The following is a 25,981-nucleotide window of genomic DNA, read 5'->3' on the forward strand; positions in this document are numbered from 1 at the left end:
TCCCCTCGCCGCCAGATGACCACCGATGCCGGAGGTGTCGCTTCCCGTGACCACGCCCTTCACCCATCTGCATGTTCACACCCAGTACTCGCTGCTGGACGGAGCGGCGCGGCTGAAGGACATGTTCAAGGCCTGCGGTGAGATGGGCATGACGCACATCGCCATGACCGACCACGGCAACCTGCACGGGGCGTACGACTTCTTCCACCAGGCCAAGGGCGCCGGGATCACGCCGATCATCGGCATCGAGGCGTACGTGGCGCCGGAGTCCCGGCGCAACAAGCGGAAGATCCTCTGGGGCCAGCCGCACCAGAAGCGGGACGACGTCTCGGCCTCCGGTTCGTACCTGCACAAGACGATCTGGGCGGCGAACAGGACGGGGCTGCACAACCTCTTCCGGCTCTCCTCCGACGCCTACGCCGAGGGCTGGCTGACGAAGTACCCCCGGATGGACAAGGAGACCATCGCCCAGTGGTCCGAGGGCCTGATGGCCTCCACGGGGTGCCCCTCCGGCGAGGTGCAGACCCGGCTGCGGCTCGGCCACTTCGACGAGGCGCTGAAGGCGGCGGCCGAGTACCAGGACATCTTCGGCAAGGAGCGCTACTTCCTGGAGCTGATGGACCACGGCATCGAGATCGAGCGCCGGGTCCGCGACGGGCTGCTGGAGATCGGCAAGAAGCTCGGCATCCCGCCGGTCGTGACCAACGACTCGCACTACACGTACGCCAGCGAGGCCGACGCCCACGACGCCCTGCTGTGCATCCAGACCGGCAAGAACGTCTCCGACCCGGACCGCTTCCGCTTCGACGGCACGGGCTACTACCTGAAGACGACGGACGAGATGCTCGCCATCGACTCCTCCGACGCCTGGCAGGAGGGCTGCCGCAACACCACGCTGCTGGTCGCGGAGCAGGTCGACACCGAGGGCTGGTTCCAGGAGAAGAACCTGATGCCCCGCTTCGACGTGCCCGAGGGGTACACCGAGGTCACCTGGTTCCGCGAGGAGACGCTGCGCGGCATGCACCGCCGGTACCCCGGCGGCATCCCGGACGACAGGATGAAGCAGGCCGAGTACGAGATGGACACCATCATCCAGATGGGGTTCCCCGGCTACTTCCTCGTCGTCGCCGACTTCATCATGTGGGCCAAGAACAACGGCATCGCCGTCGGCCCCGGCCGCGGTTCCGCGGCCGGCTCGATCGTGGCGTACGCCATGGGCATCACCGACCTCGACCCCATCGAGCACGGCCTGATCTTCGAGCGCTTCCTCAACCCCGAGCGCGTCTCCATGCCCGATGTCGACATCGACTTCGACGAGCGCCGGCGCGCCGAGGTGATCCGCTACGTCACCGAGAAGTACGGCGCCGACAAGGTCGCCATGATCGGCACCTACGGCACCATCAAGGCCAAGAACGCCATCAAGGACTCGGCCCGCGTCCTGGGGTACCCGTACGCGGTCGGCGACCGGCTCACCAAGGCGATGCCCGCCGACGTCCTCGGCAAGGGCATCCCGCTCAACGGCATCACCGATCCCACGCACCCGCGCTACAGCGAGGCCGGCGAGATCCGCGGGATGTACGAGAACGAGCCCGACGCCAGGAAGGTCATCGACCTCGCCCGCGGTGTCGAGGGCCTGGTCCGGCAGATGGGCGTGCACGCCGCCGGCGTGATCATGTCCAGCGAGACGATCACCGACCACGTCCCGGTCTGGGTGCGGCACTCCGACGGCGTCACCATCACGCAGTGGGACTACCCGAGCTGCGAGTCGCTCGGCCTGCTGAAGATGGACTTCCTCGGCCTGCGCAACCTCACGATCATGGACGACGCCGTCAAGCTCGTGAAGACCAACAAGGGCGTCGACATCGAGCTGCTCGCGCTGCCGCTGGACGACCCCAAGACCTTCGAACTGCTCGGCCGCGGCGACACCCTGGGCGTGTTCCAGTTCGACGGCGGCCCCATGCGCTCCCTGCTGCGCATGATGAAGCCCGACAACTTCGAGGACATCTCCGCCGTCTCGGCCCTCTACCGGCCGGGCCCGATGGGCATGAACTCGCACATCAACTACGCCCTGCGCAAGAACAAGCAGCAGGAGATCACTCCGATCCACCCGGAGCTGGAGGAGCCTCTCAAGGAGGTCCTCGACATCACCTACGGCCTGATCGTGTACCAGGAGCAGGTGCAGAAGGCCGCCCAGGTGCTCGCCGGGTACTCGCTGGGCCAGGCCGACCTGCTGCGCCGCGCGATGGGCAAGAAGAAGCAGGAGGTCCTGGACAAGGAGTTCATCCCCTTCCAGAAGGGCGCGCGCGAGCGCGGCTACTCCGACCAGGCCATCCAGGCGGTGTGGGACGTGCTGGTCCCCTTCGCCGGCTACGCGTTCAACAAGGCGCACTCCTCCGCGTACGGCCTGGTCTCCTACTGGACCGCGTACCTCAAGGCCAACTACCCGGCCGAGTACATGGCCGCGCTGCTCACCTCGGTGCGCGACGACAAGGACAAGTCGGCGATCTACCTCAACGAGTGCCGCCGCATGGGCATCAAGGTGCTCCCGCCGAACGTCAACGAGTCGGACGCCAACTTCACCGCGCAGGGCGACGACGTGATCCTGTTCGGCCTGACCGCCGTCCGCAACGTCGGCCAGAACGTGGTGGACTCGATCATCCGCTGCCGCAAGGCGAAGGGGAAGTACACCGCCTTCCCCGACTTCCTCGACAAGGTCGAGGCCGTCGTCTGCAACAAGCGCACCGTGGAATCGCTCATCAAGGCGGGCGCCTTCGACGAGATGGGCCACACCCGCAAGGGCCTGACCGAGCACTACGAACCGATGATCGACAACGTGGTCGCGGTCAAGCGCAAGGAGGCCGAGGGGCAGTTCGACCTCTTCGGCGGCATGGGCGACGACGCCGCGGCCGACGAGCCGGGCTTCGGGCTCGACGTCACCTTCTCCGACATCGAGTGGGACAAGACGTATCTGCTCGCGCAGGAGCGGGAGATGCTCGGTCTCTACGTCTCCGACCACCCGCTCTTCGGGATCGAGCACGTCCTCAACGACAAGGCGGACGCGTCCATCGCCGCGCTCGCCGGCGATTACACGGACGGCTCGATCGTCACCATCGGCGGCATCATCTCCGGCCTCCAGCGGAAGATGACCAAGCAGGGCAACGCCTGGGCCATCGCCACCGTCGAGGACCTCGGCGGCTCCATCGACTGCATGTTCTTCCCCGCCACCTACCAGTTGGTCTCGACCCAGCTGATCGACGACGCCGTGGTCTTCGTCAAGGGCCGCCTGGACAAGCGCGAGGACATCCCGCGGCTGGTCGCGATGGAACTGATGGTCCCCGACCTCAGCGACGCCGGCGCCAACGCGCCCGTGACGATCTCCATCCCGACGGTCAAGGTGACCCCGCCGCTGGTCGCGCGGCTCGGCGAGGTGCTGGCCAGCCACAAGGGCAGCACCGAGGTGCGGGTGCGCCTGGAGGGTGTCCGTTCGACCACCGTGCTGCGGCTGGACCGGCACCGGGTCACCGCCGACCCGGCGCTCTACGGTGACCTCAAGGCCCTCCTGGGCCCCGCCTGCCTCGGCGCGGCACAGCAGGCGAGCTGATCGCCGGCTTTCGCCCGATCACCCTCCGTGCACAGGGAGGAGACGATCAAGGGTGGCACCCCCGAGCGGGATGCCACCCTTGATCACTGACGCCCGGCGCTAGTTGTGGCCGAACTTCTTCTGCCGCTTCTGCGACACATGCGGCTCGGCGCCGGGGGCCGTCATCGTCATGTGCTCGCGTCCGGAGCCCTTCGCGTGCTCTTCGGTGGTCGCGGAGGTGCCGCGCTCGGACCGCTGCCCGGTGCGCTCGCCCCGGTTCTTGTTCTTGCCCACGATGTTCCTCCTTGGGGGAAATCACGGAATGGGCCGCACTCAGGCTTGCACGGGAGTACGAAGGTCGCATTTCGGGCAGTTGCCCTGTGTGGCGCGCCGGTGATCGCCCAACAGGTCACAACGAGCCGGTGTTCGGGCAGACTCGGGGAAACGTCGGGGGGACGGACGACAGGACTCCGGAAAAGAGGGTGAGACCGATGGACCGCTGCGTCGTCCTGGTGGACGCCGGTTACCTGCTCGGCGCCGCCGCGAGCCTGCTCGCCGGAGAGCCCTCGCGCTCCCGGATCCTGGTCGATCACGCGGAAGTCGTCGCGGGCTTGCGCGAACGCGCCGAGAAGGAGACCGGGCAGCCGCTGCTGAGGATCTACTGGTTCGACGGCGCCCCCGACCGCGTACCGCAGCCCGAACACCGGCGGTTGCGGGTCATGCCGCGCGTCACCGTGCGGCTCGGCGCGCTCACCCGCACCGACGGACGCTGGGCCCAGAAGGGCGTGGACGCCGCCATGCACGCCGAACTGTCCGAGCTCGCCCGCAACCGGGCCTGCTCCGACGTCGTGCTCGTCACCGGCGACGGCGACCTGCTGCCCGGCATGATGTCGGCCAAGGAGCACGGCGTCGCCGTCCACCTGTGGGCCGTCCAGGCCGCCGACGGGGACTTCAACCAGTCCGAGGACCTGGTCGCCGAGGCCGACGAACGCCGTGTGCTGGACCGCGAGTGGATCACCCGCGCGATCCGGGTCCGGGAGCCCGCCGGGGTCTGCGCGCCGCCCACCCCGCGCCCCGAGATCGCCGCCATCCTCTCCGCCCCGCTCCCCGAACCCGCACCGGCCGCCAAGCAGCAGCCCGTGGCACCCGAGGAGCCGCCCGCGGCCGAGCCCGCCGTGGCCGTCGCCGCGCAGAACGGCTCGGGACTGCTCGCCGATCCCCCCGCGACCGTCGGCAAGGGCCTCGTGCCCACCCCCAAGGACCTCGCCGGGCTCGTCCACCGCGGCCACTCCGCCCCGCACCCCTCGTCCGCGGCGGGCGCCACCCTGCGCTGGTCCTCGGACCGCGGCATGGTCGGCGGCAGCGACGCGGCGGACGCCGGGCTGCCCACCCTCGCCCAGCTCACCAGCGCCGAGCAGCGCTGGGCCGACCGCGAGGAGGACATCACCGCCGTCAGCGGCGACCCCTACGAGGTCGGACAGGTCTTCGCCCGGCGCTGGATCGCCCGGCTCACCGAGGGCCTGCACCTCCAGCTGCTCTCCGCCGAGTACCCCCGCGTCCCGCACCGCATCGACGGCGAGCTGCTGCGCTACGCCGCCCGCTTCGGACTGCTCGCCCACAAGGACGACCAGATCGACGAGCACGACCGTTACGCCATCCGGGCGGGCTTCTGGCGCGAGGTCGACGCCCGCGCGGTCGTCCCCCGGCCCCCCGCCGCGGAGTGAGGGCGCCCGGGACCGACCCTGGGGCGCATACCGCCCGGGATGGAGCGTAGTCTCGACCCTCGTGAGTACCGGCACGGGACAGGACACCGCCGCACGCACGGCGGTGGTCGTGACCGTGCGCGGGCTCGTCAAGACGTATCCGGCCGGGCGCGGGCGCCGCGCGGCCGCGAAACCGGCCGTGCGGGCCAACGACGGCATCGACCTCGACATCCGCGGCGGCGAGATCTTCGGCCTGCTCGGCCCCAACGGCGCCGGGAAGACCACCCTGGTGCGGCAGTTGACCGGCCTGCTGCGCCCGGACGCCGGGAGCGTCGACCTCCTCGGCCACGACCTGGTGCGCCACCCCGAACGGGCCTCCCGGCTCATCGGCTACCTCGGGCAGGAGTCCAGCGCGCTGGACGAGCTCACCGTCGCCCTGGCCGCCGAGACCACCGGCCGGCTGCGCGGACTGGACGCGCACTCCGCACGCGCCGAACGGGACGCCGTCCTGGAGGAGCTGGGGCTGACCGAACTCGCCGGCCGCCCGCTGCGCAAGCTCTCCGGCGGGCAGCGCCGGCTGGCCTGCCTGGCCACCGCGCTGGTGGGGGAGCGGCCGCTGCTGGTCCTCGACGAGCCGACGACCTCCATGGACCCCGTTGCTCGGCGCGCGGTGTGGGCGGCGATCGACCGGCGGCGCGCCGAGCGCGGCGTCACCGTCCTGCTCGTCACCCACAACGTGCTGGAGGCGGAGACCGTCCTGGACCGCGTCGCAGTCGTCGACGAGGGCCGGGTCATCGCCTGCGACACCCCGGCCGGCCTCAAGGCGCTCGTCGCCGACGAGGTGCGGCTCGACCTGGTCTGGCGTGACGAGCCCCCGCTGTCCGTGCCCGGCATCGCGGGGCTGCGCGACAGCGCGCGGATCACTGGGCGCCGCTGGACGCTGCGGCTGCCCCAGGAGCGGGCCCGCGCCGTGGTCGCCGAGGTGACCGGCGGCCCGGCCTTCGCCGCGCTCGACGACTTCACGCTGGCGACACCGAGCCTGGAGGATGTCTACCTGGCCCTCGGCGGACGCCGGAAGGGACTGGTCAAGGCGTGAACGGCGGCAGCAGCGGCGACGGAGCCATGAGGGGAACGGCCGTGTACGAGATCCCGGACGGACGCGCGGGGGAACGGGGCGGCGCGGCGTGACCATCGTCTCCGCGGGAGCGGACACCACCGCGGCGGCGCGTACGGCGGCCCCCGCGGCCCCCCTGCCCGGCGCGCCCGCGCCGCTCGCCCCCCGTGCCCGGCTGGTGCCGGCGATGATCGCGGTCTACCGGGCCCAGCTGTCGCGCGCCCGGGTCGCGCGCATCCCGCTGCTGTTCGTCGCGACGTTCCAGTCCGTCGGGATCATGGTGCTCATGCGCGGCGTCGTGCACGGCGGCGCGGCCGCCCGCGCGGTGGTCGCCGGCTCCAGCGTCCTCGTCGTCGCCTTCGTCGCACTCAATCTGCTCGCCCAGTACTTCGGGCAGCTGCGCGCCTCCGGGGGCCTCGACCACTACGCGACGCTGCCCGTGCCGCCCGCGGCGGTGGTGCTCGGCGCGGCGGGCGCGTACGCGTCCTTCACGGTGCCCGGGACGCTGGTGACCGCCGCCATCGGCTGCGGCCTCTTCCAGCTCCCGTTCACCCATCTGTGGGTACTGGCCGCCGTCATTCCGCTGGCCGGCGCCGCGCTGTCGGGACTCGGGGCCGCCCTCGGGCTGCTGGCCCCGCGCCAGGAGCTGGCCACGCTCGCCGGGCAGCTCGGCATGTCCGCCGCGCTGCTGCTGGGCGTCCTCCCGGCGGGCAACCTGCCCGCGCCGATCGGGTACGTGCGCGACCTGCTGCCGTCCACGTACGGGGTCGAGGCGTTCATCCGCAGCTTCGACGCCCACCCGCACTGGCCGGCCGTGCTCGGCGACCTGTCGGTGTGCGCCGCCGTCGGCCTGGTCTCGCTGGCCGTGGCCACCTGGGCGTACCGCAGGGCCGCCTGCCGCTGAGGGGCCGAGGGGCTGATGACGCGTCGCGCGGGCGTACCTGGCACGATGGCAGGGTGACCGCACCTCTGACGCCGCACGACCACTGGCCCTCCATGCCGCTGCCGTCGCCCAAGGACGACGACTCGCGCATGGCCCCCGCGCAGGAGCTCAGGAACGGCGCACTGACCGCCGTGCTCGTGGCGGTGGCGGGGGTGCTGCTCGGACTGCTGTGGCTCTGGCTGGCGCCCCGGGTGCCGCTGATCTCCGACGGCAAGGCGGTCTACCTGGAGGACACCGAGGGCGAGCAGGCCGTCGGCGGGGACGGCACCTTCGTGCTGCTCGGCCTCGGCATGGGCGTCCTGACCGCCGCCCTGGCCTTCTGGCGGGTGCGGCGCGGGGGAGTGGGCGTGGTGTTCGGCCTCGCCGTGGGCGCGCTGCTCGGCTCCGTGATCGCCTGGCGGCTGGGGGTCTGGCTCGGCCCCACCTCGGACCTGATAGCGCACGCCAAGGCCGTCGGCCCGAAGAAGGTCTTCGACGGACCCCTCCAGCTCCAGGCCAAGGGCGCCCTGCTGGCCTGGCCCGTGGGCGCCGTCCTCACCCACCTGCTGCTGACCGTGGGCCTCGGCCCGCGCGACCCCGAACCGCCGCTCATGCCGTACTGGGACCACCCCGGGCAGCACCTGCCCCCGAAGGACTGACGCGGGCCGCTCAGCCGCGGCCGATCGGCGCGGTGACCGCGTCCGTGAGCCTGACCAGGTCCTGCGGGGCCAGCTCGACCTCCAGGCCGCGCTTGCCCGCCGAGACGAAGACGGTGGCGTGCTCCAGGGCCGAGGCGTCCACAACGGTGCGCAGCCGCTTGCGCTGCCCCAGCGGGGAGATACCGCCCCGCACATAGCCCGTCGTGCGCTCGGCGGCCGCCGGGTCGGCCATCGCCGCCCGCTTGCCGCCCGCCGCGGTGGCCAGCGCCTTGAGATCCAGCGAACCGGCCACCGGGACGACCGCGACCGTCAGCGCGCCGTCCACGTCCGCGACGAGGGTCTTGAACACCCGGTCCGGAGACGTGCCGAGCGCCTGCGCGGCCTCCTCGCCGTACCCCAGTTCCGAGGCGGGATCGTGCGCGTAGGCGTGCACGGTGAAGACGGCGCCCGCCTTCTCCAAGGCGACCGTGGCGGGCGTACCGCCGGACGGCGACTGCTTCTTCTTGGCCATGATGAATTGACGTCCCGTCAGTTGAGGCTCGGGGCCTGGCGGGTGAGGTCCACGGCGGGCAGGGTGCCCAACTTGTCGATGACCGCCGCCTCCCGGCGCAGAATCCGCAGCTCCTGCTCCAGCCGGGCCGCGGTGTCCGCGGCCTCCAGCAGCCGCTGCTTGGCCGGGGTGTCGACGACGGCCGCCGCGGCCACCAGGTACGACAGCACGGTCGGGTCGTCCGGAAGCTCCTGGACGCCCGCGATGCTGGACTCGCGCGCCCCCGCCAGCCGCTTCTGATAGGTGCGGAAGGCCCGTGCGACACCGGCCGCCAGCGCGCCGGAACCGCTGCCGCTCTCCTCCGGCACCTCCTCGACCTCGCCGACGAGGTACGGGCCCGAGGCGTCCACCGACACCAGCCGGAAGCGGGTCGTGCCGGTCGCCACGACCTTGAAGCCGCCGCCCTCGCGCTCACCGATCGTGGCGGCCTCCGCGGTGCAGCCGACGGTGAACAGCGACGCCGCCGGATCCGGGCCGAAGCCCGCCGCCGCGCCGTCCTCCTCGCCCGCGGGGGCCACCTCGTGGCCGTCCCGGATCGCCACGACCCCGAACCGGCGAGGCTCCTCCTCGGGGAGCTCCAGCAGGGCGCGGAAGAGGGCGCGGTAGCGCTCCTCGAAGATGTTCAGGGGGAGCACGAGGCCGGGGAAGAGGACGGAGCTCAGGGGGAAGAGGGGGAGACGAGCGTTCACGACGAGCAAGCCTAGGCCCTTCGGGCCGGCTTTCCGGTCCTGGCCTTTTCCCCGCCCGCCCTCCCGTGTGCCCTGTGAAGTCACGCGCCCCGACGCAAGTGGTTGGGGGGCCGGGTTCGGGGCCTCCGGGGCTGCCATTCTGGACAGCACATTTAGGTGCCTCAGGCGCTCTCCGCTGCCTGCCCCGGGTTGTGCACCCAAATATGCTCCACAGTCCAGAACGCCACCCCTACGACCCCGCCCCCTCCGTAGTTGCAAGCGCCTGATCCCCGGTGGGTGGTGTTGAGCGGCACCGTGCTCAAGCCGTCATCGGCGCAGCGCGGCCGTCACCTGTCGGCGCTTGGACCGCGCCGGATCGCCAATGCACCGGGAAGCGTCGCAAGCGCATCACGGGGCCGCCCAGCGCTGTCGGCTGATCTCGACCGCAGCGGACGTGACCGCCGGCCGTGCCGCACCGACGGGTGGCCTGCCCGCTTCCTTGCTCCCGCCGGGGATTCAGGCGCGAATGCGCACCTGCGGGCACCCCCGGTCGAAGGCTGGTGGGGGTTCTCCTGCGGCCGATTCCGCCGCGCTGACTGCGGCCCGGGCCAGGGTCGCCTCCATCCCCCCACCGGGGATCAGGCGCATGACGAGACGGAGGGGGCGGGGTCGTAGGGGTGGATGTCCTGGACGTTCGGCATATTTGTGTGCGGTACCCGGGGCGAACAGTCGAAGACACTGGAAATGCACGTAAATATCCAGTCCAGGACGTGCAGCCCCGGAGGCCCCGAACCCGGCCCCCACACCACTTGCGTCGGGGCGCCCTGACTTCACAGGGCACTCGGGCGGGAGGGCGGGGGAAAAACCCGGACCGGACGCGAAGCGTCAGCCGCGGCGGAGGAGGCGGGAGGCGCCCGCGGCCACCGTCGTCGCCAGGATCCACCCCAGCATCGTCAGGAACGCCGCCGCCCACTGGGCGCCCCCGCTGAGGCGCCACGCGTTGTCCTGCCCGAGGTTGATGACCGGGAGCAGCAGGTCGAGGGCGAACAGGGGCGCGTTCCAGTTCGGGAAGGCGCCGCCGTCGACGGGTCTGGGCGCGCCGTGGACCTGGAAGTAGACGGCCCCGATCGCCCAGAGCAGGGCCATCCAGATCGCCGCGCGGCCGGGCCGGTAGCCGTAGCCGACGGTGATGTCCTGGAGGAAGCCCCAGAGCTTCCCGGCGACGGGGAGGGTCTCGCGGCGCCGTCGCTGCTTGGCGAGCTGGACCTCGCGGGCGTCGGAGTCCTCGCCGCTGGCGCGCAGGGCGGCGGAGAGCTGCTCGTACGGCTCGGGGCTGTACTCGGGGGTCGCCGCCGCGAGCCAGCCGATGCGGGCGCGGAGCGGGAAGGAGCCCTCGGGGCTGAGGGAGCCGTAGGTGAAGCCGGTCAGGTCCATGCCGCCGGTGCCGGGCCAGCAGGTGCGGTTGTCGGTGAGGTTGCCGACGCGGGCGCCGGCCAGCGAGACCGTGCCGGTCGGCGGCTGGTCGAGGGTGAGCCGCAGTTCCGGGGTCTGGACGCGGCGCAGCGACAGCTGCTGGCCCTCCGCGAGCCGGAACCGGGCGCGGTGGATGATCACGCCGTTGCCGAAGCGCCCGTCGTCCAGGCGGACCCCGCCGTCGCTGCTGAAGGGCCGGACGCCGCCGGCGCTGAGGTAGAGGGTGTGCTCGACCGTCACGCGGGCGGCGTTGAGCGCGTAGCGGCCCTCGGGATTGCGCAGCCGGCTGCCGCGCAGGCTGAGGCGGCCGCCGATGCGGGCGCTGCGCAGGCTGATCTCGCCGGTCGCCTCGATGAGTTCGGCCTCGACGTCCTGGGCGACGCTCAGCCCGTCGGCGGCGAGTGCCCGGCCGTGCCGGTCCTTGCGCAGGGTGATCTGGTTGAGCAGCAGGTCCGTGCCGATGTGGGCGTCGGTGAGCCGTACGCCGCCCTCGATGGTGCACTGCGGCAGGTGCAGGTCGCCGGAGGTGTGCAGCCGGGCGGCCTCCAGCCGCGGTATGGCGCAGCGCACCATGCGCAGGGTGGTGAAGCTGCACTCCGCGAGCAGCACCTGCTGCTCGAAGCGGCAGTCGTGCAGTTCCACGTACGGCACCACCGCGCCGCCGGAGAGGTTGAGCTGCCCGCTGATCTGCGCGCCGGACAGCTTCACGCAGGAGACACGCCCGGAGGCGGCCGGCGGCCCGTCCAGCAGCAGCCGGGCGACGGTCTCGGCGCGCACGGTGCGGTCGGGGCCCCAGAAGCGGTCGGCGGCCGGGTCGTCCCGCTCGGGTATCCCGGTGCGCAGGTCGTACAGCTCGCCGAGGCGGAAGGCCCGCCACAGGCCCTGTTCCACCGGGGTCCAGTCGTGCGGCGGCGCGATGTCCGGCGGCTCGGTCACCGGGTTCCCTCCCTGGCTGGCGACGACGACGGAAACGCTAGCGGGGATGATCACCCTTGGGGAGCCGTACGCGTATCAGGGACTGATACTCGGCGAAGCCGCGGTGGCCGGTTCTCTACACTTGGGAGGGTGATCTCCCGAATCGATCTGCGCGGTGACGCCTTCCCCGAGGACGGCATCGACCGCGATCTGCTACCCCGTGCCGAGCTCGACGTCGAGGCCGCCCTGGAGAAGGTGCGGCCGATCTGCGACGACGTGAGGCATCGCGGCACCGCGGCACTGATCGACTACGCGGAGAGGTTCGACGGGGTCACCATCGAACGGGTGCGGGTTCCGGCCGGGGCGCTGACCCGGGCCCTGGCGGAGCTGGACCCGCGGGTGCGGGCCGCGCTGGAGGAGTCGGTCCGCCGCGCCCGGCTCGTCCACGGGGAGCAGCGCCGCACCGACCACACCACGCAGGTCGTGCCGGGCGGCACGGTCACCGAGCGCTGGGTGCCGGTGGAGCGGGTGGGGCTGTACGTGCCGGGCGGCCGCTCGGTCTACCCGTCGTCCGTGGTGATGAACGTGGTGCCCGCCCAGGAGGCCGGGGTCGGCTCGATGGCCGTCGCCTCGCCGCCGCAGAAGGACTTCGGCGGTCTGCCGCACCCGACGATCCTCGCCGCGTGCGCGCTGCTCGGCGTGGACGAGGTGTACGCGGCGGGCGGCGCCCAGGCCGTCGCGATGTTCGCGTACGGCACCGAGGAGTGCCGTCCGGTGAACATGGTCACCGGCCCCGGCAACATCTGGGTCGCCGCCGCCAAGCGCCTGCTCAAGGGCCGTATCGGCATCGACGCGGAGGCCGGTCCCACCGAGATCGCGATCCTCGCCGACGGCACCGCCGACCCGGTGCACGTCGCCGCCGACCTGATCAGCCAGGCCGAGCACGACCCGCTGGCCGCGGCCGTCCTGGTCACCGACTCCGCCGACCTCGCCGAGGCGGTGGAGAAGGAGCTGGAGCGCCAGGTCGCCGCCACCAAGCACGTCGAGGACCGGATCGCCCCGGCCCTGTCCGGCCGCCAGTCCGGCATCGTGCTGGTCGACGGGATCGAGCAGGGCCTGCAGGTGGTGGACGCCTACGCGGCCGAGCACCTGGAGATCCAGACCGAGAACGCGAGGGCGGTCGCCGCCCGGGTGCGCAACGCGGGCGCGATCTTCGTCGGCGCGTACGCCCCCGTCTCGCTCGGCGACTACGCGGCCGGGTCCAACCACGTCCTGCCCACCGGCGGCTGCGCCTGCCACTCCTCGGGCCTGTCGGTGCAGTCGTTCCTGCGCGGCGTCCACGTCGTCGACTACACGCGCGAGGCGCTGGCGGAGGTCGCCGGCCACGTGGTGACGCTCGCCGACGCCGAGGACCTGCCGGCGCACGGCGCGGCGGTGCGGGCACGATTCGATTGGACGGTACCGGGCTCGTGACCGGCATCGACGACCTGCCCATCCGGGACGAGCTGCGCGGCAAGTCCCCGTACGGAGCGCCCCAACTCGACGTCCCCGTACGCCTGAACACCAACGAGAACCCGTACCCGCTGCCCGAGGCGCTGGTCGAGCGGATCGCCGAGCGGGTCCGCGAGGCCGCCCGCGACCTCAACCGCTACCCGGACCGGGACGCGGTGGAGCTCCGCACCGAGCTCGCCAAGTACCTGACCCGCACCGCAGGCCACGCGGTGGGGCCGGCCAACGTGTGGGCCGCCAACGGCTCCAACGAGGTCATCCAGCAACTGCTGCAGACCTTCGGCGGCCCCGGCCGCACCGCGATCGGCTTCGAGCCCTCGTACTCGATGCACGGCCTGATCGCACGCGGCACCGGCACCGGCTGGGTGGCCGGGCCCCGCGAGGACGACTTCACCATCGACGTGGCCGCCGCCGGGCGGGCCGTCACCGAGCACCGGCCGCACGTGGTCTTCATCACCTCGCCCAACAACCCGACCGGCTCCGCGGTCGCGGCCGACACCGTGCTGGCCCTCTACGAGGCCGCGCAGGCCGCCCGTCCCTCGCTGGTCGTGGTCGACGAGGCGTACGGCGAGTTCAGCCACTCCCCGTCGCTGCTGCCGCTGATCGAGGGCCGCCCCCACCTGGTGGTCAGCCGCACCATGTCCAAGGCCTTCGGCGCGGCCGGCCTGCGGCTGGGCTATCTCGCGGCGCACCCGGCGGTCGTGGACGCGGTGCAGCTGGTGCGCCTGCCGTACCACCTGTCGGCGGTCACCCAGGCCACCGCGCTCGCCGCGCTGGAGCACACCGATACCCTGCTCGGGTACGTCGAGCAGCTGAAGTCCGAGCGGGACCGCCTGGTCGGGGAACTGCGGGGGATCGGGTACGAGGTCGTCGACTCGGACGCCAACTTCGTGCAGTTCGGCCGCTTCGAGGACAGCCACCGGGCGTGGCAGGCGATCCTCGACCGCGGTGTCCTCGTCCGCGACAACGGCGTACCGGGCTGGCTGCGGGTCACCGCGGGCACCCCCGCCGAGAACGACGCGTTCCTCGAAGCGGTGCGCGAGCTGAAGAAGGAGCGGTAACCACATGACACGCGTCGGCCGCGTGGAGCGCACGACCAAGGAGACCTCCGTCGTCGTCGAGCTCGACCTCGACGGCACCGGCAGGACCGAGATCTCCACCGGAGTCGGCTTCTACGACCACATGCTCGACCAGCTCGGCCGCCACGGCCTCTTCGACCTCACGGTCAAGACCGAGGGCGACCTGCACATCGACACCCACCACACCATCGAGGACACCGCCCTCGCGCTCGGCGCCGCCTTCAAGCAGGCGCTCGGCGACAAGGTGGGCATCTACCGCTTCGGCAACTGCACGGTGCCGCTGGACGAGTCCCTCGCCCAGGTCACCGTGGACCTCTCCGGTCGCCCCTACCTGGTGCACACCGAGCCGGAGAACATGGCACCGATGATCGGCTCCTACGACACGACGATGACCCGGCACATCCTGGAGTCCTTCGTCGCCCAGGCGCAGATCGCCCTGCACGTCCACGTGCCGTACGGGCGCAACGCCCACCACATCGTGGAGTGCCAGTTCAAGGCGCTGGCCCGGGCCCTGCGCTACGCCTCCGAGCGCGATCCCCGCGCCGCGGGCATCCTCCCGTCGACGAAGGGCGCGCTGTGACCAAGCCGGCCATCCTGTTCATCCTGCTGGGCCTCTTCCTGGCCGGCGGCGTCTACTCGTTCTGGAAGCAGAAGATGCCCAAGGGCGTCATCGTGCTGCTCGGCATCGGCTCGGCCATGTCGCTGGTGTCCGGCCTGCTGCGGCTGTAGGGGGTCGCGCAGATGAGCAAGGCGGCCAGGAAGGTCGTGGTCCTCGACTACGGCTTCGGCAATGTGCGTTCCGCCGAGCGGGCGCTGGCCAGGGTGGGCGCGGACGTCGAGATCACCGCCGACTTCGGCAAGGCCCTGGACTCCGACGGGCTGCTCGTGCCCGGCGTCGGCGCGTTCGCCGCCTGCATGGCGGGGCTGAAGGCGGTGCGCGGCGAACAGGCCATCGGCCGCCGCCTCGCCGGCGGCCGTCCGGTGCTGGGCATCTGCGTCGGCATGCAGATCCTCTTCGCGCAGGGCGTCGAGCACGGTGTGACCACCGAGGGCTGCGACGAGTGGCCCGGCACGGTCGAGCCGCTGCGCGCGCCGATCGTGCCGCACATGGGCTGGAACACCGTGAAGGCGCCCGGGGACTCGCAGTTGTTCGCGGGGCTCGACGCCGACGCGCGGTACTACTTCGTGCACTCCTACGCGGTGCGCTCCTGGGAGCTGGAGACCGGAAACCCGGCCATCCGGGCTCCCAGGGTCACCTGGGCGACGCACGGCGAGCCGTTCGTCGCCGCGGTGGAGAACGGCCCGCTGTGGGCCACCCAGTTCCACCCCGAGAAGTCCGGCGACGCCGGCGCCCAGTTGCTGTCCAACTGGCTCGACACCTTCAAGGACTAGGACCCGACGCCGTCATGAGCACGACGCACCGCCTCGAACTCCTCCCCGCCGTCGACGTCCGCGACGGTCAGGCCGTCCGCCTCGTGCACGGGGAGTCGGGCTCCGAGACGTCCTACGGCGACCCGATGGCCGCCGCCCTCGCCTGGCAGCGGGCCGGCGCCGAGTGGCTGCACCTGGTCGACCTGGACGCCGCCTTCGGCACGGGTGACAACCGCGCCCGGATCGCCGAGGTCGCGCGCTCCATGGACATCAAGGTCGAGCTGTCCGGCGGCATCCGCGACGACGAGACGCTGGCCGCGGCGCTCGCGACCGGCTGCACCCGGGTCAACCTCGGCACCGCGGCGCTGGAGACCCCCGAGTGGGTCGCCAAGGTCATCGCGGAGCACGGCGACCAGATCGCGGTCGGCCTGGACGTCCGCGGCACCACCCTGCGCGGCCGCGGCTGGACCCGCGACGGCGGCGACCTCTACGAGACGCTGGCCCGCCTGGACTCCGAGGGCTGCGCCCGGTACGTCGTCACCGACATCAACAAGGACGGCACCTTGCAGGGCCCCAACCTGGAGCTGCTGAAGAACGTGTGCGCGGCCACCGACCGGCCGGTCGTCGCCTCCGGCGGCGTCTCCTCCCTCGACGACCTTCGGGCCATCGCCTCCCTGGTGCCGCAGGGGGTCGAGGGCGCCATTGTCGGGAAGGCGCTCTATGCGGAGGCGTTCACCCTGGAAGAGGCCCTGGAGGCGGTGTCCCGATGACGGAAACCCCCGACGACGTACGGCGGGTGCACAGCGACAGCCCCTGGGAGGAGCAGTTCGGTTTCGCACGCGCCGTCGCGGCGGGGGACCGTGTCCACGTCGCGGGCACGATGCCGTTCGAGGGCACCGTGCTCTTCGGCGAGGGCGATCCGTACGAGCAGGCGAAGGTCGCGTTCACCAAGGCCCTCGCCGCGCTGGAGGCGTTCGGACTGGACGCCGACTCCGTCGTCCGCACCCGCATGTACCTCACCCACACCCATGACGTGGAGGAGGTCGGCCGGGCGCACAAGGAGTTCTTCGACCGCGCCCGCCCGGCCACGACGATCGTCGTGGTCTCGGGGTTCATGGACCCGCGGGTCCTGGTCGAAGTCGAACTGGAAGCATTCCGAGGAGCCCGAGCGCAATGACCCTGGCGGTCCGAGTCATCCCCTGCCTGGACGTGGACAACGGCCGGGTCGTCAAGGGCGTCAACTTCCGCGACCTCCGGGACGCGGGCGACCCCGTCGAGATGGCCAGGCTGTACGACGCCGAGGGCGCCGACGAGCTCACCTTCCTCGACATCACCGCGTCCTCCGGCAACCGCGAGACCACCTACGACGTGGTGCGGCGCACCGCCGAGCAGGTCTTCATCCCGCTCACCGTCGGCGGCGGCGTGCGGTCCGCCGAGGACGTCGACAAGCTGCTGCGCGCCGGCGCCGACAAGGTGGGCGTCAACACCGCCGCCATCGCCCGGCCCGAGCTGATCCGCGAGATCGCCGAACGCTTCGGCCGGCAGGTCCTCGTCCTGTCGGTGGACGCCCGCCGCACGGACGCCGGCACCCCGTCCGGCTTCGAGGTCACCACGCACGGGGGCCGCCGGGGCACCGGCATCGACGCGGTGGAGTGGGCGCACCGCGCGGCCGAACTCGGCGCGGGGGAGATCCTGCTGAACTCCATGGACGCCGACGGCACCAAGGACGGCTACGACACGGAGATGATCGCCGCCGTGCGCAGGCTCGTCACGGTCCCCGTCATCGCCTCCGGCGGCGCCGGCGCGCTCTCCCACTTCGCCCCGGCCGTTGCCGCGGGCGCGGACGCGGTCCTCGCCGCCTCCGTCTTCCACTTCGGCGACCTGCGCATCCGCGAGGTCAAGCAGACGCTGCGCGAGGCCGGCCGGCCCGTCCGCTGATCCGCCCCCTGCCCGGGGCCGTATGCGCACGACCAGTTGCGCAAATTATCTTGCGCAATTTTACTTTTGTATCTAGCCTCCGGAACATGGCAGAGCCCACACCCCCCGGCGGCACCGCGGACCACCCGCACCGGATCACCGACCTCGACGCGCTCAAGGTCTTCACACACCCGCTGCGGATCAGGCTCTACCGCGCGCTGTTCACCGCCCGCACCGCCACCGCCTCCCAACTGGCCGACCAGGTAGACGAAGCGGTCTCGCTGGTCAGCTACCACCTGCGCAAGCTCGCCGCGCACGGCTTCATCGCCGAGGCCCCCGGGCACAGCAGCGACGCCCGCGAACGCTGGTGGAAGGTCACCACCGAACGCGGAATCACCTTCCGCTCCTCGGACTTCGTCGACCGCCCCGAGGGCGCGGCCGTGATGAGCGAGGTCACCCGCCACCTGCTCGCCACCCGCTACGAGCGCTACGCCTCCTACCTCGACCAGCAGCACGCATGGGGCAAGGAGTGGTCGGACGCCGGCTTCAGCTCCGAGTACCTGCCCCGCCTGACGGTGGAGGAGACCCGCCAACTCGGCGCGGAACTCGACGAACTGATGACGCGCTGGGCCGACCGGGCGCGCGCCGCCGAGGACACGGGCGACACCGCGGGCCGCGAGCACGTCGCGGTGCACCTGTACGGATTCCCCTACCGGTCCTGACCGCGGCACCACCGACGAAGGAGGCGACCGCATGGCGGCCCCCGGAATCTCCGCACCGCCCCTCGCCCCGCCCGGCCTCCCCGCCCACCGGGACGCCAACGTCCTGCGCTGGCTGGCCGCGTTCACGGCCTCGCTCATCGGCGACGCCATGTGGTTCCTCGCCCTGTCCTGGGCCGCGACACGCGCCGGCGACCCCGGACGGGCTGGACTGGTGCTCGCGGCCGGCGCCGTGCCGCGCGCCGTGCTGATGCTCGGCGGGGGCGTGCTCGCCGACCGCTTCGGCCCGCGCCGCATCGTCATCGGCAGCGATCTGACGCGCTGCGTGGTCATGTTCGCGGCGGCCGCGCTGCTCGCCCTCACCACGCCGGGGCTGTGGGCCCTCGCCGTGATCGCGCTGCTCTTCGGCGCCGTGGACGCCGTCTTCCTGCCGGCCGTCGGCGCCCTGCCGCCCCGTATCACCGGCCCCGGCCAACTGGGGCGGCTCAACGGGATGAAGGGCATCGCGGTCCGCGTCGGCGGCGTCGCCGGCGCCTCGCTGGGCGGCACCGCCGTCGCGACGGGCGGCCCCTCCGCGGCCTTCGCCGCCGCGGGCACCCTTTTCGCCGTCTCGCTCGCGCTGCTGGCCGCCGTCCGCCTGGCGCCGCTGCCGCCCGACGACCGCGGGGGAGAGGGCCGGGCCGGCACGCCCTGGAAGGACCTCACCGAGGGCCTGCGCTACATACGCCGCCGCCGCGTGCTCGCCGCCCTCATGACCGTCATCGCGGTGGGGGAACTCGGCTTCGCCGGCCCGCTCAACATCGGCCTCACCCTGCTCGCCGCCGAACGGGGCTGGGGCGCCGCGGGGCTCGGCTGGATCGTCAGCGGGTTCGGCGCCGGCGCGGGCGCCGCCTCCCTGCTGCTGACCGTACGCGGGCGCCTGCCGCGCGCCGGACTCGCCCAGTCCTGCTGCCTCGGCGTCGGTGCGGTCGCCGTCGCGCTGCTCGCCTTCGCACCGGCCCTGCCCGCGGCGGTCGCCGTCGCGGCCGTCGTCGGCCTCGTGGCCGGACTCAGCGGCGCGCTCTGCGGCGCCCTGCTGCAGACCGTCACCGAGGGCCCCTACCTCGGCCGCGTCAGCTCCGTCGCCGCGCTGTTCTCCCTCGGCATCGCGCCCCTGGGCTTTCCGCTGACGGGCGCCGCCATCGGCGTCTGGGGCGCCCGCCCGGTGTTCGTCGCGAGCGCGGCGGTCGCGGCCGCGGGAGCCGTCCTCGGACTCGCCGCGCCCGCGCTGCGCCGGGCCGAACTCGCCGACAGGGCCTAGCCCGAGATGCCGAGCCGGGCCTCGTACAGCCGGCCCACGGCATCCTTGTCGCCCTCGGTCTCCACCTGGGCCGCCTCCTGCCGCCCGAAGGCGAACAGCAGCAGCTCCGCCGGTTCGCCGGTGACCGTCACGACCGGCGTGCCGCGGTGGGCCACCGCGGTCTGCCCGTCGGGCCGGCGCAGCACCACGCCGACCGGCGCCTTGCGGCCCAGCAGCCGGGCGGAACGCTCCAGGCGGGACCAGAGCAGGTCGGCGAAGACCGGGTCCAGCCGGCGGGGCGACCAGTCCTGCTGGGCCCGGCGCACATCCTCGGAATGGACGAAGAACTCAACGGTGTTGGCGGCCTCGTCGATCTGCTTGAGGGCGAACGGCGACAGCCGCGGCGGCCCGGTGCGGATGAGCTGGACGAGTTCCTCGTACGGCTTGGCCACGAACTCCTGGCGGATCCGCTCCGACCGGGCCGCGAGCTGCGGGATGACCACGCTGGCCGAGGCGTCGCTGCGCCGTTCGCGGACGACGATGTGCGCGGCCAGGTCGCGGGTGGTCCAGCCCTTGCAGAGGGTGGGCGCGTCGGAGCCGGCGCTCTCCAGCAGGTCGGCGAGGAGCAGACGTTCACGCTGGGCATGAGTCGACATGCCGTCAGCCTACGTCGGCTCCCCGCCCACGGGCAGCACCTACGAGAGCGGTTTGGTCAGCTTCTCGCCATCGGGCTTGTTGCTGAGCGTCAAGGAGCAGGAGACCGTGTCCTTGTGCTGCACCTGGTACCCGGCCAGCTTCGGGTAGAGCGCGTAGTAGTAGAACGTGCGGCTGTCCGTGATGTGGTCCAGGCGCTTGCCGGCGTCCGCCTCGCAGAGCTTGAGGACCTGCTTCTTCAGCGCGGCCTCGGTGGCGAAGGTGCCGGTGATCTTCTCGTGCGCGATGACCTCGGCGTCGTGCGGGCCGTTGCAGGAGACCGGCGTGACCTCGGTGACGCCGCTGTCCAGCCCGGGGTCGTTGAAGCACTGGCCGACATCGAGCACCACGTACTTGCGGAACGTCTCCGCGGGCGCCGGCGAGGTGTCCGTGGGGTTCGTGGGCTGCGACGAGGTCGCGGCCGACGCCGCCGGGCTGCTGGAGGAGGCCGCCGCGTCATTGCCGTCGTCGCCACCGCCCAGCGCCACCGCGAGACCGCCGACGATCACCGCGATCAGCACGACCGCCCCGATGACCATCGCCGCGACCTTCGCCCCGCCGCCGCTGCGCGGAGGAGGCTGCGGGGGCGGATAGCCGCCGTAGCCACCCGGCTGCGGCTGCTGCTGGTAGGGCGCCTGCGGCGCCTGCTGGGGCTGGTACTGCTGCGGCTGGTACGGCTGGGGCTGGTAGGGCTGAGGCTGCTGCGGCTGGTACTGCGGCGGACCGAAACCCCCGGGGGGCGGCCCGAAACCGCCGCCCTGGCCGGAGCGCGGGTCGTCGGGAGGGGGCTGCGGAGGAAAACTCATGGACGAAGCATGCCCCATACGGGTGATCGTCGTGTGTGCGGGAGTCGAAGTACGGCCTGCCCGGACGCGGCAGAATGGAGGGCATGGAATCCCCGCTCGACCCCGCCGTCGCCGCCCGCCTCAAGCGCACGTCCGACGGGCTCGTCCCGGCCGTCGCCCAGCAGTACGACACGGGTGAGGTCCTCATGCTCGGATGGATGGACGACGAGGCGCTGCACCGCACCCTGACCACCGGCCGCTGCACCTACTGGAGCCGCAGCCGCCAGGAGTACTGGGTCAAGGGCGACACGTCGGGGCACGTCCAGCACGTCAAGTCGGTGGCCCTGGACTGCGACGGCGACACGATCCTGGTGAAGGTCGACCAGATCGGCGCGGCCTGCCACACCGGCGACCGCACCTGCTTCGACGCGGACGTGCTGCCCCTTTCTTGAGGGGCTCGGTTCGCCTCCGGGTCGCTGAGCCGCTGCTGGGGGCACCTCCCAGCGGTAGCTGGGGGAGGTCGACCGTGCTCAGCCGCTCGTTCCGCACGGCCTGCGCGTGCTCTCCTTTCCGGCAGCGGCCGCTCCCCCTTCGGCCCCCACGCCGCGGGAACGCGCCGCGCGGACCGGACGGGCGGGGGCACTAGGCTGCGGGGCATGACCACGGGCACTGTCACCCCCGACCTCGATACGTTCCGCAAGCTGGCGATGGACCGGCGGGTGATTCCGGTCAGCAGGAAGCTGCTGGCCGACGGGGACACCCCGGTCGGGCTGTACCGGAAGCTGGCGGGGGAGCGTACGGGGACGTTCCTGCTGGAGTCGGCGGAGAACGGGCGTTCCTGGTCGCGGTATTCGTTCGTGGGCGTGCGCAGCGCGGCGACGCTGACCGAGCGGGACGGGCAGGCGCACTGGCTGGGGACGCCGCCGGTGGCGGTGCCCCGGGGCGGCGATCCCCTGGAGGCGCTGCGGGCGACGACGGAGGCGCTGCACACGCCGCGGGACCTGCACGAGGACGCGGGGCTGCCGCCGTTCACCGGCGGGATGGTCGGCTACCTGGGGTACGACGTGGTGCGCCGGCTGGAGCGCGTGGGCGACCACGCGCGGGACGACCTGGGGCTGCCCGAGCTCACGATGCTGCTGACCTCGGACCTGGCGGTGCTGGACCACTGGGACGGCTCGGTGCTGCTGATCGCCAACGCGATCAACCACAACGACCTGGACACCGGGGTGGACGAGGCGTACGCGGACGCCGTGGCGCGGCTCGACGCGATGACCGCGGACCTGTCCCGGCCGGTGGACACCGCGCCGGTGGAACTGCCGCCGTCACGGCTCCCGGAGGAGATCACGGCACGCTTCGGGGGCGCCGCGTACCACGGGGCGGTGGAGCGGACGAAGGAGTACATCAGGGCCGGGGACGCGTTCCAGGTGGTGCCGTCGCAGCGGTTCGAGACGCCGTGCCCGGCGAGCGCGCTGGACGTGTACCGGGTGCTGCGGGCCACCAACCCCTCCCCGTACATGTACCTGTTGCGGTTCGAGGGCTTCGACGTGGTGGGGTCGAGCCCCGAGGCGCTGGTGAAGGTGGAGGACGGCCGCGCCACGGTGCACCCGATCGCTGGCACGCGGCCCCGCGGTGCGACGCCCCGTGAGGACCAGGCGCTGGCCGACGAGTTGCTGGCCGACCCCAAGGAGCGGGCGGAGCACCTGATGCTGGTGGACCTGGGCCGCAACGACCTGGGCCGGGTGTGCGAGCCGGGCAGTGTCGAGGTCGTCGACTTCATGTCGATCGAGCGCTACAGCCACGTGATGCACATCGTCTCGACCGTCACCGGCACCCTGGGGGCGGGGCGCACCGCGTTCGACGTCCTGACGGCGTGCTTCCCGGCCGGGACGCTGTCGGGGGCGCCGAAGCCGCGGGCGATGCAGATCATCGACGAGCTGGAGCCGACGCGCCGGGGGCTGTACGGCGGGTGCGTGGGCTATCTGGACTTCGCGGGCGACTCGGACACGGCCATCGCCATCCGCACCGCGCTGCTCCGCGACGGCACGGCGTACGTCCAGGCCGGCGCAGGCATCGTCGCCGACTCCGACCCGGTCTCGGAGGACACCGAGTGCCGCAACAAGGCGGCGGCGGTGCTGCGCGCCGTGGCCACGGCGAACCGGATGGGCGCGGGGGCGTAGCCCCGCGTACGGGGGCCGCGGGGCCAGGGGGGATAGTGGTCGGATGACCAGCGCCGTACCGCAGCCCCGTGCCGATGCCGATGTCGATGCTGCAAGCACGGCCGTGCCCCACGGGCCGCGCCGCGCGGGCGGCCGCCGCAGCATGGCCGTCGCGCTGGCGGGCGGAGCGCTCGGCGCGGCGCTCGTGCTGCTGGCCGCGGGCAAGACGTGGCAGCACGGTTTCGCCGGTGCGGCCGGGGCCGGCGTGGCGGTGCATGCCGACGGCAGCCAGGTGACGGCGGTGCCGGGAGCGCTGGCGCTGGTGGGACTGGCCTCGCTCGTCGCGGTCTTCGCCGTGCGCGGCGCGGCCCGCAGGGTCGTGAGCGCGCTGCTCGCGCTGTGCGGGGCGGGTGCCCTGCTCGCCGCGCTGCTCGCCACCGGGGACGCTTCCTCCCTGGACGCCGCCGCGGCGGCCGCCAGCGGACTGACCCGGGCCACCGCGACGGACACCGCCACCACCACGTGGCCCGCCGTGTCGGCCGTGGGCGGGGCGCTGCTGCTGCTCGCCGGGGTGACGGCCGTCCTGCGCGCCGCGGCCTGGCCGGGGATGTCCAGCCGCTACGAGCGGGACGGCGGTGCGGCGGCCCGCCCCTCCGGGGCCCGGAATGCCCGGCCCGCCCGCGCGGCCGACGGCGAGGAGCGCCCCGAGGACATCTGGAAGGCGCTGGACCGCGGCGAGGACCCCACCGACGCCCTCTGACGCGCCGGGCCACCCCCCGCGCGCGGAGCGTGAGCGGAACAGGGGACAATGGGCCGCGACGCGTGCCATCGCGCGGCGAACGACCAAACGAACCTTCAGTAGAACGACTTGGGAGCACTCATGGCGGGCAACAGCCACGGACACACCCCTGCCGCCTGGACCGGCGTGATCATCGCCTTCATCGGCTTCTGCGTCGCGGGTGCTTTCGTCGTCCTGGCGGAGCCGATCGGCATGTTCGCGGGCCTGGCCCTGGCCGCGGTGGGCGGTCTCATCGGCCTCGGCATGCGTGCCGCCGGCCTGGGCAAGCCGGTGGCGCGCAAGGTCGCGCGCGGCTGACCCGCCGTACCAGGGCACCGTAGCCGCCCCGGCCGCGTGCCGCGGGCGGCTTCGCCGTTTGCGCGGCGACCCCGGGTGTTCCCCGGCGGCCCGGCGCGGGACAATCGGCGGGTGACCGAGACCGCCATCGCACCGAAGGCGAGCGCCCTCGCCGCCCCGCTGGGCCTGCTGGGCGGCGTCGTCGCCGCCTTCGCCTACGTCGGGACCGTCGACCCCAACCACCCCGGGCACTACCCGGTCTGCCCGCTCCTGCACTACACGGGCCTGTACTGCCCGGGCTGCGGCGGGCTGCGCAGCGCGTACGCGGTGGCGCACGGCGACTTCGGGGCCGCGTTCGGCCTCAACGCGCTGGCCGTCGTCATGTACCTCCTCTTCGCCGTCGGATGGGTCGTCTGGTTCTCCCGGGCACTGCGGGGGCGGCCGTTCTCGGTCGGCCTGCGGCCGGTGCACTGGTGGGCGGTGGGGGCGGTCGTGGTGGTCTTCACCGTTGTCCGGAACCTGCCGTTCGGGGCCGCGCTGGCGCCCTGACGGCGGCTTCCCGGGCCTGTCTGGGCCTGTCCGATCTGTCCACCTGGTGGTCGTTCGTTCCGTCGGATGCGGGTCCGGCGGCCCCCGGCGGTTACCATCGCAGTGCTGGTGGAACATCTCACTGGCTTGATCGTTTCGCTTTCGGAAGGGGTCCCCTCGCGTGAGTGTGCTCGACGAGATCATCGACGGCGTCCGCGAAGACCTCGCCGAGCGGCAGGCCCGGGTCTCGCTCGACGAGCTCAAGCAGCGCGCCGCCAAGGCGCGTGACGCGAAGGACGGCGTGGCCGCCCTGCGCGGCGAGGGCGTCACCGTCATCTGCGAGGTCAAGCGGTCCAGTCCCTCCAAGGGCGCCCTCGCCGCCATCGCCGACCCGGCGGGCCTCGCCGCGGACTACGAGGCGGGCGGCGCGGCGGTCATCTCGGTCCTGACCGAGCAGCGCCGCTTCGGCGGCTCGCTCGCCGACCTGGAGGCCGTGCGGGCCAAGGTCGACATCCCCGTGCTGCGCAAGGACTTCATCGTCACCGCGTACCAGCTGTGGGAGGCGCGCGCCTACGGTGCCGACCTCGCGCTGCTGATCGTGGCCGCGCTGGAGCAGGACGCGCTGGTCTCCCTGATCGAGCGGGCCGAGTCCATCGGGCTCACCCCGCTGGTCGAGGTGCACGACGAGGACGAGGTCGCCCGCGCCGTCGACGCCGGGGCCCGGGTCATCGGCGTCAACGCGCGCAACCTGAAGACGCTCGAGGTCGACCGGGGCACCTTCGCCCGGGTCGCGCCGGAGATCCCCGACCACATCGTCAAGGTCGCCGAGTCCGGCGTGCGCGGCCCGCACGACCTCATCGCCTACGCCAACGACGGCGCCGACGCCGTGCTGGTCGGCGAGTCCCTGGTCACCGGCCGCGACCCCAGGACCGCGGTCGCCGACCTCGTCGCCGCCGGGGCCCACCCCGCGCTGCGCCACGGACGGGGCTGAACCCGCCCATGCACACCTACGCGCGACTGGCCCGGGGCTGCCGTCCCCGTGGCTGCCGCGCGCCCGCGCGGCGCATTCTCGGGCGCCGCGTGCGGTACCACATCGGCTGCGAGCCGGGGCAGATCAACGGTCGCCGATGGCGCTAGCCGCCGCGCGCGCCGCCCGGACGGGGTTCCGTCCCGGCCTGTGACGCGCGCGGACGCGGACGCATACGGCGCTCGACGCGCCGTAGCGTGACCATCGGTACGCCCAGAGACTCTGGGGGCGCGAGCGCGCCCCCGAAGGAGCCGAGAAC

28 protein-coding genes are annotated in these 25,981 nt (G+C 72.7%); 22 read left to right on the forward strand and 6 right to left on the reverse strand.

Annotated elements, in window-relative coordinates:
• The first annotated feature begins 25 nt into the window (after positions 1-25).
• On the forward strand, positions 26-3,601 hold the full coding sequence (gene dnaE / locus ACIP9H_RS13005; protein WP_401584184.1) for a DNA polymerase III subunit alpha: 3,576 nt from the start codon (positions 26-28) through the stop codon (positions 3,599-3,601).
• A gap of 99 nt (positions 3,602-3,700) precedes the next feature.
• On the opposite strand, the gene ACIP9H_RS13010 is transcribed toward dnaE, so the two are convergent.
• Complete coding sequence (locus ACIP9H_RS13010; RefSeq protein WP_401584186.1) at positions 3,701-3,874, reverse strand: hypothetical protein; 174 nt, start codon at positions 3,872-3,874, stop codon at positions 3,701-3,703.
• A gap of 197 nt (positions 3,875-4,071) precedes the next feature.
• On the opposite strand from ACIP9H_RS13010, the gene ACIP9H_RS13015 reads away from it, so the two are divergent.
• The 4 genes from ACIP9H_RS13015 to ACIP9H_RS13030 all read left to right on the forward strand — a co-directional run bounded on the left by ACIP9H_RS13015 (position 4,072) and on the right by ACIP9H_RS13030 (position 7,978).
• On the forward strand, positions 4,072-5,304 hold the full coding sequence (locus ACIP9H_RS13015; protein WP_401584189.1) for an NYN domain-containing protein: 1,233 nt from the start codon (positions 4,072-4,074) through the stop codon (positions 5,302-5,304).
• 61 nt (positions 5,305-5,365) lie between these two features.
• The gene (locus ACIP9H_RS13020; protein WP_401584237.1) at positions 5,366-6,379 is read left to right on the forward strand and encodes an ABC transporter ATP-binding protein; all 1,014 of its coding nucleotides are present in this window, start codon (positions 5,366-5,368) and stop codon (positions 6,377-6,379) included.
• An 88-nt stretch (positions 6,380-6,467) separates the two neighbouring features.
• Positions 6,468-7,301: an ABC transporter permease gene (locus tag ACIP9H_RS13025; protein ID WP_401584239.1), complete on the forward strand. Its 834-nt coding sequence runs from the start codon at positions 6,468-6,470 to the stop codon at positions 7,299-7,301.
• A 53-nt stretch (positions 7,302-7,354) separates the two neighbouring features.
• Positions 7,355-7,978 (forward strand): ABC transporter permease, encoded by a 624-nt coding sequence (locus ACIP9H_RS13030; RefSeq protein ID WP_401584242.1) that lies wholly within the window; start codon positions 7,355-7,357, stop codon positions 7,976-7,978.
• A 10-nt stretch (positions 7,979-7,988) separates the two neighbouring features.
• Here the strand turns inward: ACIP9H_RS13030 and ybaK are convergent, their stop codons facing one another.
• The 3 genes from ybaK to ACIP9H_RS13045 all read right to left on the reverse strand — a co-directional run bounded on the left by ybaK (position 7,989) and on the right by ACIP9H_RS13045 (position 11,605).
• A complete protein-coding gene (gene ybaK, locus ACIP9H_RS13035) occupies positions 7,989-8,489 on the reverse strand; it encodes a Cys-tRNA(Pro) deacylase (RefSeq protein WP_360911990.1) in 501 nt (166 codons plus the stop codon).
• 17 nt (positions 8,490-8,506) lie between these two features.
• Positions 8,507-9,226, reverse strand: a complete 720-nt coding sequence (locus ACIP9H_RS13040; protein WP_401584246.1) for an LON peptidase substrate-binding domain-containing protein — start codon at positions 9,224-9,226, stop codon at positions 8,507-8,509.
• 855 nt (positions 9,227-10,081) lie between these two features.
• A complete protein-coding gene (locus ACIP9H_RS13045; RefSeq protein ID WP_401584248.1) occupies positions 10,082-11,605 on the reverse strand; it encodes an oxidoreductase in 1,524 nt (507 codons plus the stop codon).
• 129 nt (positions 11,606-11,734) lie between these two features.
• Between ACIP9H_RS13045 and hisD the strand changes: the two genes are divergently transcribed.
• The 10 genes from hisD (at position 11,735) to ACIP9H_RS13095 (ending at position 19,479) form a co-directional block, all read left to right on the forward strand.
• Positions 11,735-13,057 (forward strand): histidinol dehydrogenase, encoded by a 1,323-nt coding sequence (gene hisD / locus ACIP9H_RS13050; RefSeq protein ID WP_401584251.1) that lies wholly within the window; start codon positions 11,735-11,737, stop codon positions 13,055-13,057.
• Positions 13,054-14,154, forward strand: a complete 1,101-nt coding sequence (locus ACIP9H_RS13055; RefSeq protein ID WP_401584253.1) for a histidinol-phosphate transaminase — start codon at positions 13,054-13,056, stop codon at positions 14,152-14,154. Before hisD ends, ACIP9H_RS13055 begins: the two co-directional genes overlap by 4 nt.
• Positions 14,155-14,158: 4 nt before the next feature.
• On the forward strand, positions 14,159-14,752 hold the full coding sequence (hisB, locus tag ACIP9H_RS13060) for an imidazoleglycerol-phosphate dehydratase HisB (protein WP_319661088.1): 594 nt from the start codon (positions 14,159-14,161) through the stop codon (positions 14,750-14,752).
• Entirely contained in the window at positions 14,749-14,901 is a 153-nt protein-coding gene (locus ACIP9H_RS13065) for a hypothetical protein (protein ID WP_319661089.1), read from the forward strand. Before hisB ends, ACIP9H_RS13065 begins: the two co-directional genes overlap by 4 nt.
• 12 nt (positions 14,902-14,913) lie before the next feature.
• The gene (gene hisH, locus ACIP9H_RS13070) at positions 14,914-15,564 is read left to right on the forward strand and encodes an imidazole glycerol phosphate synthase subunit HisH (RefSeq protein ID WP_401584257.1); all 651 of its coding nucleotides are present in this window, start codon (positions 14,914-14,916) and stop codon (positions 15,562-15,564) included.
• A 14-nt stretch (positions 15,565-15,578) separates the two neighbouring features.
• Positions 15,579-16,313, forward strand: a complete 735-nt coding sequence (gene priA, locus ACIP9H_RS13075) for a bifunctional 1-(5-phosphoribosyl)-5-((5-phosphoribosylamino)methylideneamino)imidazole-4-carboxamide isomerase/phosphoribosylanthranilate isomerase PriA (protein WP_401584260.1) — start codon at positions 15,579-15,581, stop codon at positions 16,311-16,313.
• Positions 16,310-16,720, forward strand: coding sequence for a RidA family protein (locus tag ACIP9H_RS13080; RefSeq protein ID WP_360912004.1), 411 nt, complete (start codon positions 16,310-16,312; stop codon positions 16,718-16,720). The genes priA and ACIP9H_RS13080 overlap by 4 nt, the downstream gene beginning before the upstream one ends.
• Positions 16,717-17,481 (forward strand): imidazole glycerol phosphate synthase subunit HisF, encoded by a 765-nt coding sequence (hisF, locus tag ACIP9H_RS13085; RefSeq protein WP_360912006.1) that lies wholly within the window; start codon positions 16,717-16,719, stop codon positions 17,479-17,481. Before ACIP9H_RS13080 ends, hisF begins: the two co-directional genes overlap by 4 nt.
• An 86-nt stretch (positions 17,482-17,567) precedes the next feature.
• Positions 17,568-18,182 carry a helix-turn-helix domain-containing protein gene (locus ACIP9H_RS13090; RefSeq protein WP_401584264.1) on the forward strand — a complete coding sequence of 205 codons (615 nt, stop codon included), beginning with the start codon at positions 17,568-17,570 and terminating at the stop codon, positions 18,180-18,182.
• A 31-nt stretch (positions 18,183-18,213) separates the two neighbouring features.
• A complete protein-coding gene (locus ACIP9H_RS13095) occupies positions 18,214-19,479 on the forward strand; it encodes an MFS transporter (protein WP_401584266.1) in 1,266 nt (421 codons plus the stop codon).
• Here ACIP9H_RS13095 and ACIP9H_RS13100 read toward each other — a convergent pair.
• Entirely contained in the window at positions 19,476-20,114 is a 639-nt protein-coding gene (locus tag ACIP9H_RS13100; protein ID WP_360912013.1) for a TIGR03085 family metal-binding protein, read from the reverse strand. The two genes, ACIP9H_RS13095 and ACIP9H_RS13100, sit on opposite strands and share 4 nt — an antisense overlap.
• Positions 20,115-20,153: 39 nt before the next feature.
• On the reverse strand, positions 20,154-20,957 hold the full coding sequence (locus tag ACIP9H_RS13105) for a hypothetical protein (protein WP_401584269.1): 804 nt from the start codon (positions 20,955-20,957) through the stop codon (positions 20,154-20,156).
• 83 nt (positions 20,958-21,040) lie between these two features.
• On the opposite strand from ACIP9H_RS13105, the gene hisI reads away from it, so the two are divergent.
• From hisI to trpM, 7 genes are all read left to right on the forward strand, one after another.
• Positions 21,041-21,388 (forward strand): phosphoribosyl-AMP cyclohydrolase, encoded by a 348-nt coding sequence (gene hisI, locus ACIP9H_RS13110; RefSeq protein ID WP_401584272.1) that lies wholly within the window; start codon positions 21,041-21,043, stop codon positions 21,386-21,388.
• 204 nt (positions 21,389-21,592) lie between these two features.
• A complete protein-coding gene (locus tag ACIP9H_RS13115) occupies positions 21,593-23,113 on the forward strand; it encodes an anthranilate synthase component I (RefSeq protein WP_360912020.1) in 1,521 nt (506 codons plus the stop codon).
• 43 nt (positions 23,114-23,156) lie between these two features.
• Positions 23,157-23,852 (forward strand): TIGR02234 family membrane protein, encoded by a 696-nt coding sequence (locus ACIP9H_RS13120; RefSeq protein WP_401584275.1) that lies wholly within the window; start codon positions 23,157-23,159, stop codon positions 23,850-23,852.
• Between the two features lie 120 nt (positions 23,853-23,972).
• Positions 23,973-24,188, forward strand: a complete 216-nt coding sequence (locus ACIP9H_RS13125) for an HGxxPAAW family protein (protein ID WP_401584278.1) — start codon at positions 23,973-23,975, stop codon at positions 24,186-24,188.
• 111 nt (positions 24,189-24,299) lie between these two features.
• Complete coding sequence (locus ACIP9H_RS13130; RefSeq protein WP_401584280.1) at positions 24,300-24,716, forward strand: DUF2752 domain-containing protein; 417 nt, start codon at positions 24,300-24,302, stop codon at positions 24,714-24,716.
• 160 nt (positions 24,717-24,876) lie between these two features.
• Entirely contained in the window at positions 24,877-25,686 is an 810-nt protein-coding gene (gene trpC / locus ACIP9H_RS13135) for an indole-3-glycerol phosphate synthase TrpC (protein ID WP_360912028.1), read from the forward strand.
• 8 nt (positions 25,687-25,694) lie between these two features.
• Positions 25,695-25,832 carry a tryptophan biosynthesis modulator TrpM gene (gene trpM, locus ACIP9H_RS13140; protein ID WP_389251235.1) on the forward strand — a complete coding sequence of 46 codons (138 nt, stop codon included), beginning with the start codon at positions 25,695-25,697 and terminating at the stop codon, positions 25,830-25,832.
• The last annotated feature ends 149 nt before the right edge of the window (positions 25,833-25,981 follow it).

The organism is Streptomyces sp. NPDC088732, from assembly GCF_044751205.1.
Taxonomy (GTDB): domain Bacteria; phylum Actinomycetota; class Actinomycetes; order Streptomycetales; family Streptomycetaceae; genus Actinacidiphila.

Excerpts from the sequence above, each read along its gene's own strand:
- dnaE (WP_401584184.1), top strand. The coding sequence starts at position 26 with ATGCCGGAGGTGTCGCTTCCCGTGACCACGCCCTTCACCCATCTGCAT.
- ACIP9H_RS13015 (WP_401584189.1), top strand. The coding sequence starts at position 4,072 with ATGGACCGCTGCGTCGTCCTGGTGGACGCCGGTTACCTGCTCGGCGCC.
- ybaK (WP_360911990.1), bottom strand. The coding sequence starts at position 8,489 with ATGGCCAAGAAGAAGCAGTCGCCGTCCGGCGGTACGCCCGCCACGGTC.
- hisB (WP_319661088.1), top strand. The coding sequence starts at position 14,159 with ATGACACGCGTCGGCCGCGTGGAGCGCACGACCAAGGAGACCTCCGTC.
- hisH (WP_401584257.1), top strand. The coding sequence starts at position 14,914 with ATGAGCAAGGCGGCCAGGAAGGTCGTGGTCCTCGACTACGGCTTCGGC.
- priA (WP_401584260.1), top strand. The coding sequence starts at position 15,579 with ATGAGCACGACGCACCGCCTCGAACTCCTCCCCGCCGTCGACGTCCGC.
- ACIP9H_RS13080 (WP_360912004.1), top strand. The coding sequence starts at position 16,310 with ATGACGGAAACCCCCGACGACGTACGGCGGGTGCACAGCGACAGCCCC.
- hisF (WP_360912006.1), top strand. The coding sequence starts at position 16,717 with ATGACCCTGGCGGTCCGAGTCATCCCCTGCCTGGACGTGGACAACGGC.
- ACIP9H_RS13090 (WP_401584264.1), top strand. The coding sequence starts at position 17,568 with ATGGCAGAGCCCACACCCCCCGGCGGCACCGCGGACCACCCGCACCGG.
- ACIP9H_RS13095 (WP_401584266.1), top strand. The coding sequence starts at position 18,214 with ATGGCGGCCCCCGGAATCTCCGCACCGCCCCTCGCCCCGCCCGGCCTC.
- ACIP9H_RS13100 (WP_360912013.1), bottom strand. The coding sequence starts at position 20,114 with ATGTCGACTCATGCCCAGCGTGAACGTCTGCTCCTCGCCGACCTGCTG.
- ACIP9H_RS13105 (WP_401584269.1), bottom strand. The coding sequence starts at position 20,957 with ATGAGTTTTCCTCCGCAGCCCCCTCCCGACGACCCGCGCTCCGGCCAG.
- hisI (WP_401584272.1), top strand. The coding sequence starts at position 21,041 with ATGGAATCCCCGCTCGACCCCGCCGTCGCCGCCCGCCTCAAGCGCACG.
- ACIP9H_RS13115 (WP_360912020.1), top strand. The coding sequence starts at position 21,593 with ATGACCACGGGCACTGTCACCCCCGACCTCGATACGTTCCGCAAGCTG.
- ACIP9H_RS13120 (WP_401584275.1), top strand. The coding sequence starts at position 23,157 with ATGACCAGCGCCGTACCGCAGCCCCGTGCCGATGCCGATGTCGATGCT.
- ACIP9H_RS13125 (WP_401584278.1), top strand. The coding sequence starts at position 23,973 with ATGGCGGGCAACAGCCACGGACACACCCCTGCCGCCTGGACCGGCGTG.
- trpM (WP_389251235.1), top strand. The coding sequence starts at position 25,695 with ATGCACACCTACGCGCGACTGGCCCGGGGCTGCCGTCCCCGTGGCTGC.